The sequence below is a fragment of the Streptosporangium sp. NPDC002524 genome, assembly GCF_040295985.1.
In the GTDB taxonomy this organism is placed as follows: Bacteria; Actinomycetota; Actinomycetes; order Streptosporangiales; family Streptosporangiaceae; genus Streptosporangium.
Genome location: NZ_JBEOWK010000010.1, coordinates 183,149 through 203,864, shown reverse-complemented (window position 1 = coordinate 203,864; position 20,716 = coordinate 183,149). Strand labels below are relative to the sequence as shown.

Sequence of the window (20,716 nt, the reverse complement as noted above, 5' to 3'; positions counted from 1 at the left end):
GGCGTGGGTCAGGTTCGGGCGTGGGTCAAGGCGAGCCAGGCGCCGGTGACCGTCACCACGACCGCGACGAACGCGCCGAGCATGCCGTACGACAGGCTGCCGACGATCACTCCGGCGATCACGGTGCCGGTCGCGCCGCAGATGTTCATCAGCAGGTCCGAGAGGCCCTGCACGGGGGCGCGGTGTTCCAGCGGCACGGCCTCGCTGAGCATCGCCGAGCCGGAGATCAGCCCGCACGACCAGCCGAGGCCGAGCAGGACCAGGCCGATGGTCACCCGCACGACGTCATGTGCCCCGGCGCCGCCCGCGAGGACGACGGCGGCGAGCAGCAGGCCCATCCCCAGCACCAGCACCGGGATCCTGCCGACCCGGTCGGCGAGCCAGCCGATCACGGGCGACAGGACGTACATCCCCGCGATGTGCAGGCTGATCACGACGCCGATGACCGCGTACGTCGAGCCGCCGTGGTCGAGGTGGACCGGCGTCATGGACATGACCGAGACCATCACGGTGTGGCTGATCGCGATCGCGACCAGGGCGCGGCCCGCCACGGGCGTCCCGCGCAGCACCCGCCAGGCGGTACGGAACGTGCCCGGGCTCTTCCCCGGGGAGCCGGCCGCGTTCGAGGCCGGGCCGGGTGCGGGGGTGCCGGATGTGGGAGTACCGGACGCGGCAGTGCCGGGCGCGGGGGTGCTGGACGTGGGAGACGCGTCCGGGGCCGGGGCCGGGAGCGTGGCGCGGGCCAGGAGCAGCGGGTCGGGGCGCAGGGCGACCACGATGATGCCGAGGGAGATCGCGAAGCCCAGCAGGGCGAGGGCGAACGGGCCGCTGCCGGGTGACAGCCCCAGCCCGGCGCCGAACCGTTCGGCCGGTCCCGCGAGGTTCGGCCCGGCGACCGATCCGACGGTGGTGGCCCACACCACCAGTGACAGGTGGCGGGCCGCGTGCCCCGGCGGGGACAGGTCGGTCGCGGCGTAGCGTGAGGCCAGGCCGCCCGCGCTGGCCGCGCCGAACAGCAGCAGCCCGGCCAGCAGCAGCGCCCACGATCTCAGGCCGATCGCGAGCAGTGAGATCAGGCAGCCGAGCAGGGCGCATCCGTAGGCCAGGGTGAGCCCGGCCCGCCGGCCGCCCCTGCCGGACGATTTCGCGGTGGGCAGCGCCAGCAGCGCGGCGCCCAGCACGACCGCGGTCCCGGCCAGCCCGCTGAGCGTGGTGGAGCCGGAGAGCTCCTCCATGGTCACCGAGCTGAAGGTGAGTCCCGCGGCGACCCCGATCCCGCCGCTGACCTGGGCCGCGGACAGGACGGTGAGCGTCCGCCGCCGCACGGCGGCGACCCGTTCCTCGCCGGGTGGGCCGCCGGGCTGACCGCCGGGAGAGCCGCTGAGGGAATCGCCGGGAGAGCCGCCGGGGGAGTCGTCAGGGGAACCGCCGGGGTTCGCGGTGTTCGTGGGATTCGCGGTCACGAGCGAAGTCTGCCATCACTCATGACCGCCCCACGGGGTCATAGCTCACGACCGCATCACGAGGTAGTCGCCCATGACCGCACTACGAGATTATGGCTCACGACCGCACCACGAGGTCGCCGCTCACGACCGCGTCACGAGGTCGTCGTCCACGATCGCGCCACGAGGTCGTCGCTCGTGACCGCACTACGAGGTCATGGCTCGCGACCGCATCAAGCGGTCGCCGCCTGTGACCGCGCCACGCGGTCACCGCCCACGACCGCGCCGCGCGGTCGTCCCACCGGCGGGGTGTAGGGACGACCGGCGGGGTCAGTCGACCGGTACGAAGGTGGCGAAGAACGTCTGGAGGGTCTCCGCGTTCTTCTCCCAGTCCAGATCCTGGACCCTGAACGTGATCTGGTAGGCGGTCAGGCCGTTGACGGCGACGTAGCGCGTCAGCCCGTGCATCGGGACGCCGTTGGGCTGGACGTAGGTGTACTCCCAGTCCGCGGCCTTCCACGCGCGGTAGCTCACCGTCGTCACGCCGACCTCGGTGTACTCGTCCAGGCCCTTCTTGCTCGCCCTGCTCAGCGCCAGCACCGGCTCCGCGACCGGCACCTTGGCGACGACGATGTTCTGCCCGCCGCCCTTCGGCCCGGAGAAGGTGGCGACCCCGCCGGAGCCCTCCTTCACCGTCCAGCCGTCGGGCACCGCCCCGGAGACACCGGCGGCGTCCAGCAGCCTGAAGCCCTCGGGGACCTCGCTCGGTCCCGCGGGGGTCAGCGGCTCGGCCGCCGTGGAGATCGCCGTGGACGGGGCCGCGGGGTCCGCGGGATCGGAGTTCCCGCCGGGCAGGAAGACGAGCAGCCCGGCGACCACGATGGCCAGCACGCCGCCCCCGCCGAGCATCAGCAGGCGGAGGTCGGGGCCGCCGCCGTCGTTCCCCGGCGCGCGGCGCGCGGTCCCGCGCGATCCGGTCCGGCTGGGGGAGGTCAGCTGCGAGTCCCGTACGGCGGCGCGGGAGGACGCCTCCTGCGAGGAGGGCGTGGGCCAGAGCGCCGCCTCGCGGGCCCGGGACGCCTCGCTCTGCCCGCCGCGCCGGGGCGCGGCCGGTGGTGCGGACGGCGGCGCGGACGGTGCGACGGGCAGGTCGCCCGAGAAGCTGGTCAGCGGGTCGAACGGGCCGCCGTCGGGTCCGGTCGCCGGGATGCGCAGCGCGTCGTAGCCGCGCTGGTGCCCGCCCGCCAGGCCGGTGGCCGCGTCGGCCTGCGGCCCGCCCGGCCGGGGGAACCCGCCGGAGGCGGTGGCCGGGGAGTGGCCGGGGAAGGACAGCAGGTCCGCGCGGTGGGACCCCGACGGTCCGGCGAGCGCGTCGTAGGGGAGCGGGTGGCCGCCGGAGGAGTCGTTCGCCGAGCCGTACGGCACCCGGATCGGCCCGGAGGGCGTCTCGATGATCCGGGAGGGCATCGGCCCCGACGGCATGTCCAGCGGGGGCATCAGGTGGATCGGCATGGAGTCGCCGGGGACCGGCATCGACGAGGGCGCCGGGGTGGGCGCGCGGTTCGGGGTGCTGGAGCCGTGGCTGCGCAGCACCCTGTCGAGCAGGTCGGACACCTGCGAGGCGCTCATCCGGTCGGCCGGGTTCTTGCGGAGCAGGCCCTCGATGACGGTGATCAGGGCACCGGCCCGCTGGGGGCGGCTGGGCTCCTGGGTGAGGATCGCGCCGAGCACGGCCACCGCGTCCGGCCCCTCGTAGGGGGGCCGTCCCTCGACCGCCGCGTACAGGGTGGCGCCGAAGGACCACAGGTCGGAGGACTGCGTGACCGGCTGGCCCGACAGCCGCTCCGGCGGGATGTAGGCGGGCGAGCCCATCAGCAGGCCGGTCTGGGTGATCGCGACGTCGCCCTCGATGGCGGCGATGCCGAAGTCGGTGAGGACCACCCGGTCGGAGGTGAGCAGCACGTTGCCCGGCTTGACGTCGCGGTGCATGATCCCGGCGGCGTGGGCGTGGCGGAGCGCGTCGAGCACCCGGACGCCGATCTCGGCGGCCTGGACCACCGGCAGCGGCCCGCTCTGCCGCACGGCCTGCTCCAGCGACCAGGCGCGGACCAGCTCCATCACGATCCAGGGGCGGCCGTCCTCCTCGACGACGTCGTGGACGGTGACGATGCCGGGGTGGCTGAGCCGGGCCGCCGAGCGGGCCTCGCGCAGCATCCGCCGGTGGGCTCCCTGGGTGCCCGCGTGGTCGAGCCCGTAGGGGAGGATCAGCTCCTTGACCGCGACGTCCCGGTCGAGCAGGACGTCGTGCGCGTGCCACACCATGCCCATCCCGCCACGACCTACCGGTGACACCAGGCGGTAGCGCCTGCCCACCAGCCTGCCCTGGCCCTCCGGTGTTCCGCCCGCGGAATCGCCGCCCTCAGGCCCCTGGGGGTTTCTCCCGAGCAAGCGATCGGTCATCGTTCCCCGTTCCCCATAACCAGCGCTTTTGTGCGGTGGACACGATAGCGAGATGGCATTTGGTTATGGAAGTTTGCATGCTGAGAAAGCACGTGACGGTATTTGTCAGGATCGGTGTTCTTCAGATCACTGAGCCTGCGTCCGCGCTCTGACGTCGCCGAATGCTACCGGCGGACGGACAAATTGTCAGCTTTACCCAATCTTAATAGATGAATGATCATTCAGTCGTCCGATGTTCATGATCGGCCGCCTCGGCCAGCGCGGCCAGGGCCGACGTGAAGGCCGACGCGGGCGGGCTGACCAGGCCCGCGCCGACCTGTCCGGTCCCCGCGACCCGTCCGGCGATGCCGGTGTTCACGGTGGGCAGCAGGCCCGTCCTGGCGACCAGCGTGACGTCGACGCCGACCGGCGTCCCCCGGAAGTCCAGCCCCGGGATCTGGTACGCGGGGTGCTCGGCCAGGGTGATCTCGTACATGGACCGGGTGGCCGCCGTCGCGTCCGACACGTCGCCGCCGACGAACCGCACGATCGCCGGGGCCGCGGCCATCGCGAAGCCGCCCAGCCCCGCCGTCTCGGTGATCGTCGAGTCGCCGATGTCGGGGTTGGCGTCGTCCGGGCCGTACGCGCCCAGGTAGAGGCCGTCCGGCACGCCCGCGGGGCCGGTGAACCACCGGTCGCCCAGCCCGGACACCTGGACCCCGAAGTCGGTGCCGTTGCGGGCCATCGCGACGACCATCGTGGAGCCGGGGACGTCCCGCGCGGCGTCCGTGCTGACCTTGCACGCGGCCATGCCCGCGTTGAGGAAGAAGTGGTCGTTGCCGTTGACGAAGCGCAGGACCTCGGCGGCGTGGCCGGGGGCGGCCTCCACCACGTCGGGGGCGAGCTCGCGCACCAGCAGCGAGGTGGCGGCGCGGTTGCGGTTGTGCAGCTCGTCGCCCATCTGCAGGGCCTGCGCGGCCAGCGACCTGAGGTCGAGCGGCCCGCTCCGCTCCAGGGTGGCCTGGAGCACCGGGCCGAGCACCTCGGCCATCCAGCGCAGCCGCTCCAGCACCTCGGGCCCGTACGCGCCGTACCGCAACACCTTGCCCAGGCCCTCGTTGAGCGAGCAGTAGGCGGTGCCGCCGTGCTCGGCGTCGCGGACCTCAAACATCCACATCGACGGGGTGACGACGCCCGCCATCGGCCCGACGGTCCGGTGGTGGTGGCAGGAGTCCAGCCGGGCCCGCCCGGCGGCGAGCAGTTCCTCGGCCTCCCCGGCGTCGGCGGCCAGCCCCTCCAGCAGCATCGCCCCGATGAGCGCGCCGCGCATCGGGCCCGACGCCCGTTCCCACTCGATCGGCGGCCCCGCGTGCAGGAACGTCCCCTTCGGCAGGTCGAGCACCTCGTGCGCGGGCCGTACCCCGACGAGCTGCGGGCGCGCCGAGACCAGGCGGCCCACGGCCGTCTCGTTGGCGCGGACCCTGCGCGGGTCGGCCAGCACCCTGGCCAGGTCCGCCTCGGTGCCGGGCATCGGCGGGCGCCAGTCCACCCGGACCCGCGGGACGGCCTGCGCGTCCAGCGCCTCGCCGAGCACGTCGGCCCCCACCGTGATCACTTCCGGCTCGCCGGAAAGCATGGACAGCGTCATCACTTCTCCCTGAACCTGAGACCCGGGCCCGGGACCCGGGCCCGGAGACCTCCGCCTTCCGGCGATCGGTCTTCCGGCGAGCGGCCGACGAGCGGCCGGCGAGCCGTCAACGGGCGTTCGCGGCGGTCCCGGCGGCCACTCGCGCGGCGTACCCGGCGGCCCCGGCGTTGGACGTGAACACCGCGGCCCCCGCCGCGTTCAGGGCCCCGGCCTGCGCGGTCAGCCCCTGCGGGTCGCCCTCGGAGCCGACCAGCGCGACCACCGCCGTGACGCCTCTCGCGACGGCCCCGGCGATCGCGGGCGCGAGCCTGGCGGAGGGGTCGGGGTCGGCGCCGTGGCCGAGCACCACGTCGAGCAGGACGACGTCGCCGGGCGGCACCTCGGCCAGGGCCTCCAGGCGGAGCGTCGGGTCGATCATCGGGTGGGCCCTGCCGACCGTGTAGGCGTCGTCGCCGAAGTCGGTGAACTCGCCGGTCCCGGCGATGAGCCGCGCCTCCACGCACAGCGTCCCGCCCGAGTAGATCCCCCGCACGTTCCTCCCGGTCTCCCCGGCCTCCCCGGCTTTCGTGTCACTCGTTCCGGGGGATACATCGGTCGTTTCGGAGGGCGTTCCGGGGGCGGGCCAGGAGGGCCAGGCGGGGACCGGGACGCCGAGGGCGCGCAGGGCGGCCTCGGTCACCGAGGTCAGGTCCTCCTGGCCGGGGCCGAGCAGCGCGGTCACGACCGGGGTGCCGAGTTTCGCGACGGCCGCCTCGACGGCCCGCGCGACCTCGGGGGCCGGGGGCTTGGAGATCAGGACGATCAGCTCGGTGGCGGGGTCGGCGTCGAGGGCCTCCAGGGCGCGCAGGGTGGACAGCCCGCCCACGTCCGCGGACAGGTCGCGGCCGCCCACGCCCAGCACGTGCGACACCCCCACCCCCGCCAGGTCGAGCAGGCAGGTCACCTGCTGCGCGCCGGTCCCCGAGGCGGCCACCAGCCCGACCGGGCCCGGCCGCAGGACGTTCGCGAAGCCGAGACCCGCCCCGCCGACCACCGCGGTGCCGCAGTCGGGGCCCATGACCAGCACGCCGCGCTCGGCGGCGCGCCTCTTGAGCAGCACCTCCTGCTCGACCGGCACGTTGTCACTGAAGATCATCACGGACAGGCCCGCCTCGACCGCGTCCAGCGCCTCGGCGAACGCGTGCGGGCCCGGCACCGAGACCAGGGCCAGGGTGGCGGCGCGCTCGCGGGCCGCGGCGCGGACGGTGCGCGGGGGACGCTCGGCACCGCCGCCGCCACCGCCCGCGGACGGGGCCGAGAGCGCGGCGAGCAGCCCGTCGAGTTCCGCGGACGCGGCCTCCAGCGCGTCCGCCTCGCCGCGCAGCGCGATCAGCAGGTCGGCCGGACCCGCCTGGGGAAGGCCGAACCCCAGCTCGGCGGCGATCCCGAGGTTGAGCTCGGTGGCCATCGCCACCACCGCGACCTCCACGCCGGGCAGCGCGGACGCCGCGCGGCTGACCCGCATCAGGCTCACGGAGTCGTGGTAGACCCCGGTACGCGTCCGGACCGCATCAGTACTCGCCATTGCCCCCGCCTTCCAGATCGATCACCGCCGCGAGCCCGATCCGCAGCCCCCACGCCAGGTCCGCCCCGGAGGTGTGGCCCAGCTGCAGGAGGCGGTGCAGCGCCGGCTCCAGGGACTGCCGTCCCGCCATGCCCCGCAGCACGGCCAGCACCTCGCCGCTGGCCTCGCCCCGGGCGGCGCACTGTAGCAGCGCCGCCGAGATGGGGGTGGTCCTGCCGCGTACGTCGAAGGTGACCGCCGCGGCCAGCCAGTCGGCCAGCCAGACGGCCCGGCCCGCGCCCGTCGCCCCGCCCAGGTGGCGCAGCGCGACCAGCAGCCCCGCGAGCACGTCGTCGCCGCTCGGCGTGAGCCCGGGACCCAGGCCGACCAGCTGCTCGGCGGCCATCACGCTCTTCAGCAGCGAGCCCTCGGCGCAGCCCTGGGCCAGCAGCCCGGCCGCGCCGTTGCCCTCCAGCCCCGGACGCCTCGGCGACCGCTCGCACAGCTCCGCCATCGCGGGCAGCGAGCGGGCCAGCCGCGCCGCGTCCACGGCGCCGAGCGGCGGGGCCGGGTTCCACCAGCGGTGGGCCCGCAGGCTGAGCCGCCCGATGTCGATCGAGCCGTCGCCGACCGACGCCTCGTCGCCCACCGCGACCCGGGGCATCGGGCCGGTGACCACCATGGCGTTGGGCAGGCGGGTGGCCTCGCCGGTCACCAGCGCGATGACCTGCGGTTCCAGCTCGGTGCGTACCTCAAGGTAGACGCCGGCGGGGAAGGCCGCCAGCACCCGCGCCGGGCGGCGGGGCGCCTCCAGCATCTGGCGCAGGGCCGTGCTGGCCGCGCCGGTCCGGTGCGTCCGTACGTGCACGCGCTGCGCCCTCGGGCGCGTCTTGATGCTCATGAGCGCTCCTCGGCCGGTCCGGTGGGTGTGAAGGTGCTCTCTCCAGCGGTTCGCTCGCTCACGGACTCCCCCATCCATTGAGCCGACGGTAGAACGGGCGTGGACACAGGCCGTACGGAGAAAGCTGCCAACAGTCTGCCCAAAGGTTGGCTCTTCCTGACAGACGGGTCCATCAGTCACAATCGCCTCATGGAACCCCCCGTGCGCCCGGCGAGCACCGGAACGATCATCCATGGCGTCGCCGTCGGCGAGGTCCTCGGCGTCTCGACACTCGCGGGGGCCCGGCTGATCGCGGGGGAACGGGGCCTGGACCGCGTCGTGCAGCGCCTCAACGTGATGGAGGTGCCCGACGTCCTGGCCTGGGTCAAGCCGCACGAGCTGCTGCTCACCACCGGATACCCGCTGCGCAACACCCCCCAGTCGCTCGGCAGGCTGGTGGCCGACCTCGACGAGCGCGGCCTGGCCGCGCTCGCCATCAAGCTCGGCCGCTATCTCGACGAGCTGCCCGAGGAGATGGTCGAGCAGGCCGACCGGCTGGGCTTCCCGCTGATCCAGCTTCCCGACAACGTCGGCTTCGACGACATCCTCAACCAGGTCCTCACCGACATCCTCAACCGCCAGGCCGCCGTGCTGGCCAGGGCCGAGGAGGCGCACCGGGCGCTGGTCCAGGTCGTGCTCGCCGGGGGCGGGCTGCGCGAGGTGACGGCCGAGGTCGCCGGGCTGCTGGGCGTGGGGGTGGCCGTGCTGGACGGTACGGGCCACGTGCTCGCCGCCGCCGGGTCCGTCGAGCACGTGGCCACGCTGCGTGACGCTCCGGACGGACATCACACCTCGGTGCCGGTCGTGGCGGGCGGCCACCACCACGGCAGGATCGTCGCCTGCGGCCCGGTCGGGTCCATCGGCGACGGCGACGTCGGCATTCTGGAACGTGCCGCCACGGTCGCCGCGCTGGTGGTGACCCGGCAGGAGGCCGTCAACGCCGTCGAGAGCAAGTACCGCGCCGACTTCCTGCGCGACGTGCTCACCGGCAGGGCCGGGTCCTCCGAGCGGGTCGCCTCCCGGGCCAGGGCCTTCGGCTGGGACCTGCAGCGCCCGGTCACCGTGCTGGTGGCCGAGCTCGACCCCGAGGGCGACGAGCGCGCCGCCCAGGACCGCCTGGTCACCTGCTGGACCGGGGCGATGCGCCGCCACGACGCGCGCGGCGCGGTGGCCGGGTTCTCCCACGAGGTGGTCACCGTCGTGGACGCGTCCGTCGACGCGGGCCGCCTCGCGAAGGACGCCGCCGCGGCCTTCGCCGAGTCCCTGCCCGCCACCTTCTCCACCGGCGCCAGCCGCGTCGCCATCGGGGCCGAGGCGCTGCCCGAGGCGTACGGCCAGGCGCTCAAGGCCGCGCGGGTGGGCCGCCAGCTGCACGGCAACGGCGCGGTCGCGCACTTCGACCAGCTCGGCGTCTACCGGCTGCTCTCCCTGGTCAACGACACCGCCGAGCTGCACGCCTTCGTCCGCGAGACCCTCGGGCCGCTCGCCTCCGACGACGACGTGGAGAACGCCGACCTGCGCCGTACGCTGCAGGTGCTGCTGGAGACCAACCTCAACGTGGCCGAGACGGCGCGCAGGCTGCACTTCCACTACAACACGCTGCGCTACCGGATCGGCAAGCTGGAACGCATGCTCGGCGGCTTCACCGAGGACGCCCATCTGCGCCTGAACCTCACCCTCGCCCTGCACGTCCTGCGAATGCGCGGGATCTGACGCCTGCGTCCTGCGGATGCGCGGGATCCGACGGCGGCTCACACCGGGAGGCGACGGGGGGTCCGGCGCGTACGCGGGATCTAAGCTGTTCGGCGTGAACGAGACCTTCGAGCTGGACACCGAGTACATCCCGCTGTGCGACCTGCTCAAATACTGCGGCGTCGCCGACACGGGCGGCCAGGCCAAGCTTTTCATCGCCGACGGCAACGTGCTGGTGGACGGCGAGGTCGAGCTCCGCAAGACCTGCAAGATCCGCGACGGCCAGGTGGTGACCGGCGACGGCTTCGAGATCCACGTGGTCGCGAAGTAGCGCGCTGTGCGCGACTCCCGCTCCCGCCGGGCCCGCGGGCGCACCGTGCGTGATCCTCGCCGGGCCGCCGGGGGCGCCCGCGTGACTCCCGCCGGTGCCGGCGGACGCGCCGTGCGTGATCTTCACCGGGTCCGCGGGGCGGCGTACGAGATCCTCACCGGGCGGGCAGGTGGGCCGTGCGCGAGGTGTCCACTGGTCGGCCGCTCAGATTTGGCAGATCATGACGGTGTAAGGGCATGCTTTCAGTCCTAACGTGCCCGCAACAGCTGTAAGGGGATTCGCCGGAGGGAAGCCCGCGGGGTGGTCACCGACCGACGGCCCGGTGAAAGGTGGGGCTCGATGGTTGCAGGTTGGACGAAACACGGCGACGGCAAGACGCTCGCTCCGGGAGAGGTGGTCAAACCCGGCGAGCGGCTGTCGTGGCCGCGGATGGTCGGGTTCGGGGCGCAGCACGTCGTGGCGATGTTCGGCGCGACCTTCGTCTTCCCCCTGGTGATGGGACTCGACCCCAACGTCGCCATCATGTTCTCGGGCGTCGGGACGATCATGTTCCTGCTCATCGTGAAGGGGAAGGTCCCCAGCTACCTCGGGACCAGCGCCTCGTTCGTGGGCGGCGTGCTCGCGATCCGGGCGCTCATGGGCGGCGACACGCCCGCCACCGACGCGATCGTCACCGGCGCCATCCTCGTCGCCGGGCTCGTCCTCGCGCTCGTGGGCGTGGCCATCCACTTCCTCGGCGTGCAGATCATCAACCGCGTCTTCCCGCCGGTCGTCACCGGCGCCGTCGTGATGCTGATCGGCTTCGGCCTGGCGTACGTCGTCGCCGACATCTACTGGCCGCAGGACCAGTGGATCGCCCTGATCACGATGACCGTCACCTTCGTCATCATCGTGCTCTTCAAGGGCTTCGTCGGCAGGATCGGCATCCTGCTCGGCCTGATCATCGGCTTCGTGCTCTCCTGGGTGGCCGACAAGGTCTTCGGGAACATCACCGCCTTCAACGCGGGCACCGGAGCGGTCGACACGCACCCCAGGGTGAACTTCGACGCGGTGGCGTCGGCCGACTGGATCGGCCTGCCGAGCATGCACCTGCCCGACTTCAGGTTCTCCGCCGTGCTGCTGGTGCTCCCGGCCGTGATCGCGCTGGTCGCCGAGAACGTCGGCCACGTCAAGGCCGTCGGCGAGATGACCAGGACCGACGTCGACCCGTACATGGGCCGGGCGGTCGCCGCCGACGGTGCCGCCACCGTCGTCGCCAGCGCCTTCGGCGGCTCCCCGACCACCACCTACGCCGAGAACATCGGCGTGATGGCCGCCACCCGCGTCTACTCGACGGCCGCCTACTACATCGCCGCCGTCATCGCGATCCTGTTCGGCCTCTGCCCCAAGTTCGGCGCGCTGGTCGCGGCCACGCCGGGCGGCGTGCTCGGCGGCATCACCGTCATCCTGTACGGCATGATCGGCCTGCTCGGCGCGAAGATCTGGGTCGAGAACCGGGTCGACTTCGCCGACCCCGTCAACCTCGTCCCGATCGGGGCCGGGATCATCCTCGCCATCGGCCCGGTCAAGCATATGATCGGTTCGGACTTCACGCTGGAGGGCATCGCCCTCGGCACCATCGTGGTGGTGGCCGGATACCACCTGCTCCGGGTCATCGCGGGCCGGGGCCGCGGGGGTGGCGTCGGTCCGGATCCGGTCGCTCCTGATCCGAAGGTGCCCCAGTCGCAACGAGAGGCCACCGGGTGAAACCACCCCCGTTCGAATACCACGCTCCCCGCTCCCTCGGCGAGGCGCTGGACGCCCTCGCCGGGGCAGGGGAGCACGGCAAGGTGCTCGCCGGGGGGCAGAGCCTGATCCCGCTGCTGAACATGCGGCTTGCCGCCCCCGCCCACCTGGTCGACATCAACCGGCTGCCGGAGCTGGCGTTCGTCGACGTCGCGCCGGAGGGCGTCCGGGTCGGCGCCCTGGCCAGGCACGCCCAGGTGGAGCGGCACGAACCGGCCGCCGCCGCTCAGCCGCTGCTGCGCCAGGCGCTCCGGCTGGTGGCCCACCCGGTGATCCGCAACCGGGGGACCGTCGTCGGCAGCCTGGCCCACGCCGACCCCGCCGCCGAGCTGCCCGCCGTCCTCACCCTGCTGAGGGGTTCGGTACGGCTGGAGCGGTCCGGCGCGGTCAGGGACGTCCCGGCCGGTGAGTTCTTCACCGGCCCGCTGGAGTCGGCGGTCGCCCCGGGCGAGCTGGCCGTCTCCGCGTTCTTCCCCGCGCCGCCCCCGCGCTCGGGCACCGCGTTCCGCGAGGTCGCCCGGCGGCACGGCGACTACGCCCTGGCCGGGATCGCGGCGCTGGTCGTGCTGGACGACGACCTGAGGATCACCTCGGCCACGGTGGCGTGCGTGAGCCTCGCCCTCGTCCCGCTGCTCGTCGACGTCACCGAGGCCGTCGGCCACCGCCCGGCCGCCTCGGCCGACTGGGCCTCGGCCGCCCAGGCCGTACGGGAACGGGTCGACCCCGAGACCGACATCCACGCGACCGCCGCCTACCGGCGGCACCTCGCCGGAGTCCTCACCGAGCAGGCACTCCGTGACGCCGCCAGGGAGGCCGCGGATGCATGAGATCACGCTGACCGTCAACGGGGTGCTCCGGCAGGCCGAGGTCCCGGCGCGGCGGCTGCTGTCCGACTGCCTGCGGCACGACCTCGGGCTGACCGGCACGCACGTCGGGTGCGAGCACGGGGTCTGCGGGTGCTGCACGGTGCTGCTGGACGGCGAGCCCGTCCGCTCCTGCCTGACGTTCGCGGTCACCGTGGACGGGCGCGACATCACCACCGTCGAGGGGCTCGCCGACGGCGACGGCACGCTCTCGCCGGTGCAGCGGGCCTTCGCCGAGTGCCACGGCCTGCAGTGCGGCTTCTGCACCCCCGGTTTCCTGTGCACGGTGACCGCGCTGCTGCGCGACAACCCGGCGCCGACCGACGAGGAGGTGCTGGAGGGCATCTCCGGCAACCTGTGCCGGTGCACGGGCTACCAGAACATCGTCAAGTCCGTCCACCGCGCGGCCGAGATCATGGCGGAGGAGCCGTGAGCGGGCGCTTCACGGGCGGGGGATGCGGCGAGAGACGTGTCCCAGCGGGCGGGCAGGTGAGGCGATCATGACCACGAAACTGTTCGGCGAGCCGGTCGTCCGGCGCGAGGACCCCCGGCTGCTGACCGGCCAGGGCCGCTACGTCGACGACCTGGGGGCCGGGGCGCTGGAGGCGGCGTTCGTCCGGTCCCCGCACGCCCACGCCAGGATCCGCGACATCGACGTCTCGGCCGCCATCGAGGTCGACGGGCTGGTGGCGATCTACACCTGGGAGGACCTGCCCGGCGCGCTCGCCCAGCCGCTGCCGCTGCTCATCCCGCACCCGGCGCTCACCCACGGCCGCACCGCGTACCCGCTGGCCCGCGAGATCGTCAGGCACGTCGGCGAGCCCGTCGTGATGGTCGTCGCCCGCGACCGCTACCTCGCCGAGGACGCCTGCGCGCTCATCCAGGTCGACTACGAGATCCTCAAGCCGGTGGTCGGGGTGGAGGAGGCCGCGCAGTCGGCCCAGCTCGTCCACGAGGGCGTGCCGGGCAACGTCGGCGCGCACCTCGTCCAGGAGGTGCCCTCGGCCGCCGGGCTCGGCGCGCGCGAGGCGATCGACGCCGCGCCGCACACGCTGTCCTTCCGGCTCGACATCGAGCGCAGCGCGTCCATGCCGCTGGAGGGACGCGGCGTGCACGCCCGCTGGGACGCCGACGACCACTCCCTGCGCGTCCACTCCAGCACCCAGACCTCCACCAGCGTCCGCATGGCGATCGCGGCCAAGCTCGGCCTGCCGCTGCCGAAGGTCGAGGTGATCGCCCCCGACGTGGGCGGCGGCTTCGGCGTGAAGATCGTCCACCCGTGGCCGGAGGAGATCCTCGTCCCGTGGGCGGCGATGACGCTCGGCCACGAGGTCAAGTGGACCGAGGACCGGCGCGAGCACTTCATTTCCTCCGCGCACGAGCGGGCCCAGGTGCAGGCGGTCCGGGTCGGCTTCGACGACGAGGGCCGGGTGCTCGGCCTGGACGTCGAGATCCTGCACGACCACGGCGCCTACACGCCGTACGGGATCATCGTGCCGATCATCACCTCCACCCAGCTGCTCGGCCCGTACCGGATCGGCGCCTACCGGGTCGAGTTCTCCTCGATCTACACCAACACCGTGCAGGTCACCCCGTACCGGGGCGCGGGCCGCCCCCAGGGGGTGTTCTGCATGGAGCGGACCATGGACCACATCGCCGAGTATCTCGGGGCCGACCGCACGGCGGTGCGCGCGGTCAACTTCATCCAGCCCGACGAGTTCCCCTACGACCAGGGCCTGATCTTCCAGGACGGCCGCCCGCTGATCTACGACAGCGGCGACTACCCCGAGTCGCTGCGGATGCTCAAGGAGATGATCGGCTGGGACGACTTCCCCGCGCTGAAGGCCCGCGCCGCCGAGGAGGGCCGCACGATCGGGATCGGCGTCGGCTGCTACGTCGAGGGCACCGGCGTCGGCCCGTACGAGGGCGGGCACGTCCAGATCACCTCCGACGGCCGGGTGCACGTCTCCACCGGCCTCACCTCGCAGGGGCAGGGCCACGAGACGGTGTTCGCGCAGATCGCCGCGTCCGAGCTGGGCGTGCCGATGGAACGGGTCTCGGTCGTCACCGGCGACACTCGCAGGTTCGGCTACGCGGTCGGCACGTTCGCCTCGCGCGCCGCGGTGATGAGCGGCAACGCGATCGCGCTCGCCTGCAGGAAGGTGAGGGAGAAGGCCCTGCGGATCGCCGCCGACGCGCTGGAGGCCGACCCCCGCGACCTGGAGATCGTCGACGGGGAGGTGCGGGTGGCGGGCACCCCCGGCGCCTCGATCCCGCTGGCGACCGTGGCGGTGCTGTCCAACCCGCTGCGCTACGCCTTCGACGAGGAGGCGGCCAGGGCCACCCAGTTCGCGGGCGTCGCGTCCTACGACCGGCCGCCGGTGGAGGAGGGGGAGGAGCCGGGGCTGGAGGGCCGCGACTACTACTCGCCGATCCGCTCGACCTTCGCCTCCGGCATGCACGCGGCCGTCGTCGAGACCGACCCGCTCACCGCCGAGATCCGCATCCTGCGCTACGCCGTCGTCCACGACTGCGGCAAGCTCATCAACCCGATGATCGTCGAGGGCCAGATCCACGGCGGGGTCGCCCAGGGCGTCGGCGGGGCCCTCTACGAGAAGATGGTCTACGACGGCCACGGCCAGCTGCTGAACGCCTCCTTCATGGACTTCCTGATGCCGTACGCCACCGAGGTGCCCCACATCGAGACCGCCCACCTGGAGACCCCGTCCCCGCTGAACCCGCTGGGCATCAAGGGAGCGGGCGAGGCGGGGGTCATCCCGGGCTCGGCGGTGCTCGCCTCGGCGATCGAGGACGCGGAGGGGATCCGGATCGACAAGATGCCGATCTCCCCGTCGGAGCTGTTCGACCTCCGCCGCGCGGCCGCCGGTTGAACCGTTACCCTGGGCGGAGGCCCGCTCCTACGTCCGGCATCCGTCGGCTTTCGGTGTCCGGATACTGTCGACCGTCAAGCTGATCACATCATCGGAGGGCCCGCAATCGATGCTTCTCGGGCGCCGTACGCGTTTCCTCCTGGCGGCCGGAGGCTCGTAGGCCTCCAGGCCGTGCGGGGTCAATCGCCACACACCGGCCCGGAGCTGGCTGGCCTCGCTGCACATCGCCGAAAGATTGTGAGTGATCAGCTCCTTGCGCTCCTCGATCTTCGACTCTCCCGGCAGCAGGAACACCGCGACCTTGGCCATGAGGTAGGCGCGGTATTCGTGCGGACGCTCGAAGATACGGATGTCACATGCGACCACCAGCCAGCCACGCTGCCCCACCAGGGGCAGCCATCGCTCGTCGGGGACGCCGAGTGCCTCGTCTCTCGAACCGAACAGTTCCGCGGGAGTGTGCACCTGGTAGCCCAGGCCGCCCAGTAGTTTTCGGACGCTGCGGCTGACGCTGTTCTCGTCGAGGTAGAACTCAGGCGGCGTGGCCCAGGAGGATGCGGGTAGCGGTTCTGACGTCGTCGAGGGTGACTCCGAGCTCATCGGCGATCACCTCGGGCGCCTCTCCGGCCTTCATCATGGCCGCGACCTCGGCCACCCGGGTGCGTGTCTGCGCGAAGATCGGCTGCCCGAACGCCCGGAGCGGATCGATCACCACCGTGGACGGTAGACAGGTGCGTAGTTTCAGGCTCGCGGGAAACCCGTCCTCGGCGCGGATCACGTAGTCCAGGTAGTCGGTGACGATCTCCCTGATGACGTGCTGGCCCGTGCTGCCCTCGATGAGCCCCGCACCGGCCTCCGTCCGGGAGAAGTCCCAGAGCACGTCGATGCCGTCCGTCGCCAGCTCGGGCGCGAGCAGAACGTACTCGTGACCGAATTCCTGCTGAAGCCGCTGGAGTGCGGGCCGGATCCTGCCCGGTTTCACCCCGGCCCGCTTGAGGGCGTCGAGCACGTACGCCTCGGCCATGGCGACGAACGGCACTGTCGCCTGCCTGGTCCCGGTGGAGGGAAGAACGTGCAGTAGCGGACGTTCCCGTTCGTGGCCCCTGGCCCAGCGGTTGAAGGTCTGCTGCCGGATGTCGAGGAAGCGCGCGGCGTCGCTCTGACTCAGCAGACCCGTCCGAGTCCGGATATCGTCCACGTCGCTCGCCTCCTCCCATCGTCGTACTTACTGTCATCATCGCCGATCGGCCTATCGCCGGACAGGGTGCCTCGCCGCATCCGTGGCCATCACGGCCTGCGGCGGGAAGATCATGATGGGGTGACCCCGGGTGACGGACTTCCTCGCCGCCTCTTGCCCTCGTAGGGCTCAGCCACGGCCGTTCTCCTCAGGTGATCGAGTGACGACCCATTGTGATGTTCGAGGGCCCTCGGTCGCCGCCCTTTGAGAAAACATCCGGTCAACGCTCATCTCGGAACGTGACGTGACCGGCCGGCGGCCGGTGGGCGGCGTCGACGTCCACCTCTCCGGTGCACAGCCGCGACAGTGAACGGAGCGTGTTCCTACGGCCGGCCGGCGATAGCCGCCGGGTGATCGACATCGCTCGGCCGGAAGTCCTGCCCTCGAGGAAGCGCGGCACGGGGGTGCCGTGCCGCGCTCCCGGTTACCTCGTTCGGGGTCTGGTCACGGCCCGGAGGTCAGGGCGGTGCCGGTGGCGGAGAAGTTCCGGGTGCGGCCGAAGTTGTCGAAGGAGCCGAAGCCGGTGCGGCCGGAGGAGAAGGTGGTGTCGGTGGCCGTCATCAGCGGGGTCGGCGAGCCGTCCACGTAGACCGCGATCTCGCCCGTGCCGGCGCAGTGCCGGACGCGGACCCGGTGCCAATCGGCGTCGGTCACCGCCGGGGGAGCGCCGACCGCGCCGGTCCACTGGTCGTCGACGCGGAGCCGGTCGGCGTTGTTCACCACGAAGATGCCGTTGTGCGGGTAGATGGTGTTGTCCTGCGACAGGTGGACGTAGTAGTACCGCGTGTCGGAGCGGTGGCCGAAGACGACGATCACGTCCCGGTTGCTCACGCTCACGCTCTCGTCCAGCCTGACCTCGGCGTCGATCTGCACCGATCCGAAGACCGGGCCCTTGGTGAGCACGGCGTGCTCGAACGGGCGGCGCGGGCCGGTGGGGGCCGTCCCGGCCTCGGCCAGGATCACCTCGGTGCCGGGGAAGCGCCACTTGGCGGGGGTGCGCGGGGCCCAGCTCGACTGGGCCGCGGTGCCGGTGACCGTCGCGGTGCCCACGGCGCAGTCGGCGTGCTGCGGGGGCCGGGTGACCCGCCAGATCTTGCCGTTCGCCTTGGACAGGACGAGCAGCTCGCCGTCGCCGTCGACGCCCAGGCGGAAGTCGACCCGGTCGTTCCCGGCCAGCTGCCGCATCGTCACCCGCCGCTCGGCCGCGTCGAACAGCGTCAGCTCCTTGACCGTGGCGAGCCGCGCGCCGCGGACCATCTCCCCGACCTCGGAGTAGAAGATCCGGCCGCTGACGATGTCGCCGTAGACGTACTTGCCGGTGAGCTCCGGTACGGCCGCGCCCCGGTAGACGAAGCCGCCGACCAGGGCGTTGCCGGTGTCGTGGTCGTAGCTGATCACCGGGTAGGTGTAGCCGTACCTCGCGTCGTCGGCGGGGAGCGGGTAGACGTTGGTCGGGTCGGACTTCTTGAACAGGAAGCCGCCCTCGCGCTCGTTCCAGCCGAAGTTGTCGCCCGGCCGCACCTCGTAGACCGAGTCGATGTTGACCTCGCCGATCATGCCGACGTACATCTTCCCGGTGGCCGGGTCCCAGCTGAAGCGGTGCGGGTTGCGCAGGCCGTAGGCGTAGATCTCGCCGAGCGCGCCCGCGCGGTTCACGAAGGGGTTGCCGGGCGGCACGCCGTACCCGCCGCCGGATCCGCCGGTGCCCGCCGGGTCGATGCGCAGGATCTTGCCCTGCGGCACGCCCAGGTTCTGCGGCCCGGTGGTGAAGTTCGGCGTCTCCTCGCCGTCGCCCAGGGCGAGGTAGAGGAGGGTACGGTCGGCGCTCCCGGCCCCGGCCGTCGGGTTGAAGCCGATCTCCTGCACGCCGTGCAGGAAGGTGTCGAAGCCGAGCCTGAGGACCTCGCGCCTGGTGCCGGAGAAGGTGTTCGCGGCCGGATCGGTCGCGGTCCACTCGGTGATCACGTTGTGCACGGAGGTGCCCGCCGGGTACGGCAGGTCGGGCGTCTGAGTGGTCAGGGCCGGGCCCGCCTCGGAGTGCGCGGTGTAGAACCTGCCGTTGGTCCGGTAGTCGGGGTGGAAGGTGACGAAGCCGAAGCCGGTCCCGAGGTTGGGGTTGAGCCGGAAGTCGGGGAAGGCGGCGGCGACGTCGAGGAACTGCCTCGGGGCGCCGTTCACGACGAGGTACATCTTGCCGTTCAGGTCGGGCACGTAGAGCCGCCCGGAGCCGTCGGGGATCTCCCCGGCGTAGTTGATCCGGGCCCGGGGCGCGGTGGCGTTGCTGGCGGGGATGGTGACGAACTCCCGCAGGGTGACGCCGAGGCCGGTGACGACGGGGTCGCCGGGCAGCGGGTCGGGCAGTGGCAGGTCGCTCGCGCCGGTCAAGCCGCAGGAGCCGGCGGAGCCGCCCGGCACCCGCAGGTTCACCCCGCCGGTGTCGACCGCGATGTCGTCGAAGTACAGGGCGGAGGCGCTGTTCGCGCCGTTGATCGCGGCGAACCGGTCCAGCGCCTCGGCGGTGCCGTTGCGGAAGCTGAACCGCCTCTCGGTGCCCGCGGGCAGCCGGGTGGTCACCGCGTACGGGCCGCCCCTGCTGTACATCGCGAAGGTGTCGGTCGTGTTGTCGGCGACCAGCCACACGCACTGCCAGGTGCCGGCCGCCCAGGTGCCCGCGGCGGCGAAGGCGCCCCGGTCGCGGGCGTTCAGCGTCGCGGAGTTCTGGTTGTTGGCCTGGACCTCGAAGTCGCCGAACGCGGCGGGCGCGTCCGCGTCGGTGAGCCCGGCGCTGGTGTCGACGTTGCCGGTCCGCTGGAAGCGGAAGAACAGGGTGCCGCTCGCGCCCGGCGCGATGGCGGGGACCGCCCGGTGCGCCCGCAGGTTCGGGCCGGTCATCCGGATCGCCTGGTTCCCGGCCTGCCTCGGGTCGGCGGCGACGACGACGGCCGCGCCCGAGGTGGTCCAGCCGTCCTGGCCGTTAAGCGCGCCCGCGGTGTAGCCCTCCAGGTCCAGGACCTGGTCGAACGCGGGGGTCGGGTCGGCCAGGGTGGCGGCGTCGGGGTCGAGGTGGATGTTGTCGACGTACGACACCCCGCTCGGCGGGTCCTCCGGGTCGTTCAGGTGCAGGAAGGTGACCAGCGGGGCCGAGCCGCCGGTCCGGAAGGCGAAGGTGTCGTCGCCGCCCGCGGCGGCCCGCACCGGCTGCCCGCCCGGCGCGGCGACGTGCACGCGGTAGCTGTCGGCCGCGGTGTCGACCACGGCCCAGATCCGGTGGACCGCGCCGGGGGTGAGGGTGACGTTGTCGACGACGCGGTCCTGGCCTCCGTCCCTGATGACGAGCCCCCGCTCGTCGACGCGCACCTGGACGGCGTAGTCGTCGAGGTCGAGCTCGTCGCCGGTGGTGTCGAAGCCCAGGCCGGGGGACGCGTCGGCGCTCAGGCCCAGGCTGACGTCGGTCCTGGTCAGGTCGTCGGCGGCGAACTCCAGGAAGAGGGTGCCGGTGGCGCCCTCCGCGACGGCGAGGTCGCCCAGGGTGGCGTAGGCGTTGCCTCGGTAGCGGACCGGCTGGGCGCTGGTGTCCAGCTTGTCGACGAGGGTCTTGCCGGAGAACCCCGCGGGCACCGCGTCGCCCGCGAGGGCTCCGTCGGCGGCGCCGGGGGTGTTGACGTGCCAGGTTCCCTGCGAGCGCAGGCTGCCGTTGTCGTAGTCGTCGAAGGTGGCCAGGGCGCAGAGGGCGGGGCAGGGGGGTGCCGCCGCGGCGGCCGGGGCCGGGGTCGTGACCGTGGCGACCAGCGCGAACGCCAGGCCGGTGACCAGGGCGAGCGCCGGTGACAGCGACCGGCGGAGGGGGGTGGGCAGGGCGGGCATCCGGATCCTTTCGAGGGGTGTGAGGGATCCGTAAGCGCTTACGT

At 72.8% G+C, this 20,716-nt stretch carries 14 protein-coding genes; 6 read left to right on the top strand and 8 right to left on the bottom strand.

Features of this window, described 5'->3' with window-relative positions:
- Positions 1-8: 8 nt before the first annotated feature.
- The 5 genes from ABT053_RS19460 to ABT053_RS19440 form a co-directional block, all read right to left on the bottom strand.
- The gene (locus tag ABT053_RS19460; protein ID WP_350970484.1) at positions 9-1,463 is read right to left on the bottom strand and encodes an MFS transporter; all 1,455 of its coding nucleotides are present in this window, start codon (positions 1,461-1,463) and stop codon (positions 9-11) included.
- 309 nt (positions 1,464-1,772) lie between these two features.
- Positions 1,773-3,902, bottom strand: a complete 2,130-nt coding sequence (locus ABT053_RS19455; RefSeq protein ID WP_350970483.1) for a serine/threonine-protein kinase — start codon at positions 3,900-3,902, stop codon at positions 1,773-1,775.
- Between the two features lie 217 nt (positions 3,903-4,119).
- The gene (locus tag ABT053_RS19450; protein WP_350970482.1) at positions 4,120-5,529 is read right to left on the bottom strand and encodes a YlbE family protein; all 1,410 of its coding nucleotides are present in this window, start codon (positions 5,527-5,529) and stop codon (positions 4,120-4,122) included.
- A gap of 106 nt (positions 5,530-5,635) precedes the next feature.
- Positions 5,636-7,093: an AllF/FdrA family protein gene (locus tag ABT053_RS19445; protein ID WP_350970481.1), complete on the bottom strand. Its 1,458-nt coding sequence runs from the start codon at positions 7,091-7,093 to the stop codon at positions 5,636-5,638.
- Positions 7,080-7,973, bottom strand: a complete 894-nt coding sequence (locus ABT053_RS19440; protein WP_350970480.1) for an oxamate carbamoyltransferase subunit AllH family protein — start codon at positions 7,971-7,973, stop codon at positions 7,080-7,082. The genes ABT053_RS19445 and ABT053_RS19440 overlap by 14 nt, the downstream gene beginning before the upstream one ends.
- Positions 7,974-8,162: 189 nt before the next feature.
- Here ABT053_RS19440 and ABT053_RS19435 point away from each other — a divergent pair, with 189 nt between their 5' ends.
- The 6 genes from ABT053_RS19435 to cutA all read left to right on the top strand — a co-directional run bounded on the left by ABT053_RS19435 (position 8,163) and on the right by cutA (position 15,574).
- The gene (locus tag ABT053_RS19435) at positions 8,163-9,725 is read left to right on the top strand and encodes a PucR family transcriptional regulator (protein ID WP_350970479.1); all 1,563 of its coding nucleotides are present in this window, start codon (positions 8,163-8,165) and stop codon (positions 9,723-9,725) included.
- 94 nt (positions 9,726-9,819) lie between these two features.
- The gene (locus ABT053_RS19430) at positions 9,820-10,035 is read left to right on the top strand and encodes an RNA-binding S4 domain-containing protein (protein WP_350970478.1); all 216 of its coding nucleotides are present in this window, start codon (positions 9,820-9,822) and stop codon (positions 10,033-10,035) included.
- A 339-nt stretch (positions 10,036-10,374) separates the two neighbouring features.
- The gene (locus ABT053_RS19425) at positions 10,375-11,781 is read left to right on the top strand and encodes a uracil-xanthine permease family protein (RefSeq protein ID WP_350970477.1); all 1,407 of its coding nucleotides are present in this window, start codon (positions 10,375-10,377) and stop codon (positions 11,779-11,781) included.
- Entirely contained in the window at positions 11,778-12,647 is an 870-nt protein-coding gene (locus ABT053_RS19420) for an FAD binding domain-containing protein (RefSeq protein ID WP_350970476.1), read from the top strand. Before ABT053_RS19425 ends, ABT053_RS19420 begins: the two co-directional genes overlap by 4 nt.
- Positions 12,640-13,116 (top strand): (2Fe-2S)-binding protein, encoded by a 477-nt coding sequence (locus ABT053_RS19415; protein ID WP_350970475.1) that lies wholly within the window; start codon positions 12,640-12,642, stop codon positions 13,114-13,116. Before ABT053_RS19420 ends, ABT053_RS19415 begins: the two co-directional genes overlap by 8 nt.
- Before the next feature lie 67 nt (positions 13,117-13,183).
- Positions 13,184-15,574, top strand: a complete 2,391-nt coding sequence (cutA, locus tag ABT053_RS19410) for an aerobic carbon-monoxide dehydrogenase large subunit (RefSeq protein ID WP_350970474.1) — start codon at positions 13,184-13,186, stop codon at positions 15,572-15,574.
- Between the two features lie 27 nt (positions 15,575-15,601).
- Here cutA and ABT053_RS19405 read toward each other — a convergent pair whose 3' ends face one another.
- From ABT053_RS19405 to ABT053_RS19395, 3 genes are all read right to left on the bottom strand, one after another.
- A complete protein-coding gene (locus ABT053_RS19405; protein ID WP_350970473.1) occupies positions 15,602-16,171 on the bottom strand; it encodes a PIN-like domain-containing protein in 570 nt (189 codons plus the stop codon).
- A complete protein-coding gene (locus ABT053_RS19400) occupies positions 16,104-16,769 on the bottom strand; it encodes a DUF433 domain-containing protein (RefSeq protein ID WP_350970472.1) in 666 nt (221 codons plus the stop codon). Before ABT053_RS19400 ends, ABT053_RS19405 begins: the two co-directional genes overlap by 68 nt.
- A 483-nt stretch (positions 16,770-17,252) precedes the next feature.
- A complete protein-coding gene (locus ABT053_RS19395; RefSeq protein ID WP_350970471.1) occupies positions 17,253-20,672 on the bottom strand; it encodes a PQQ-dependent sugar dehydrogenase in 3,420 nt (1,139 codons plus the stop codon).
- Between the last annotated feature and the right edge of the window lie 44 nt (positions 20,673-20,716).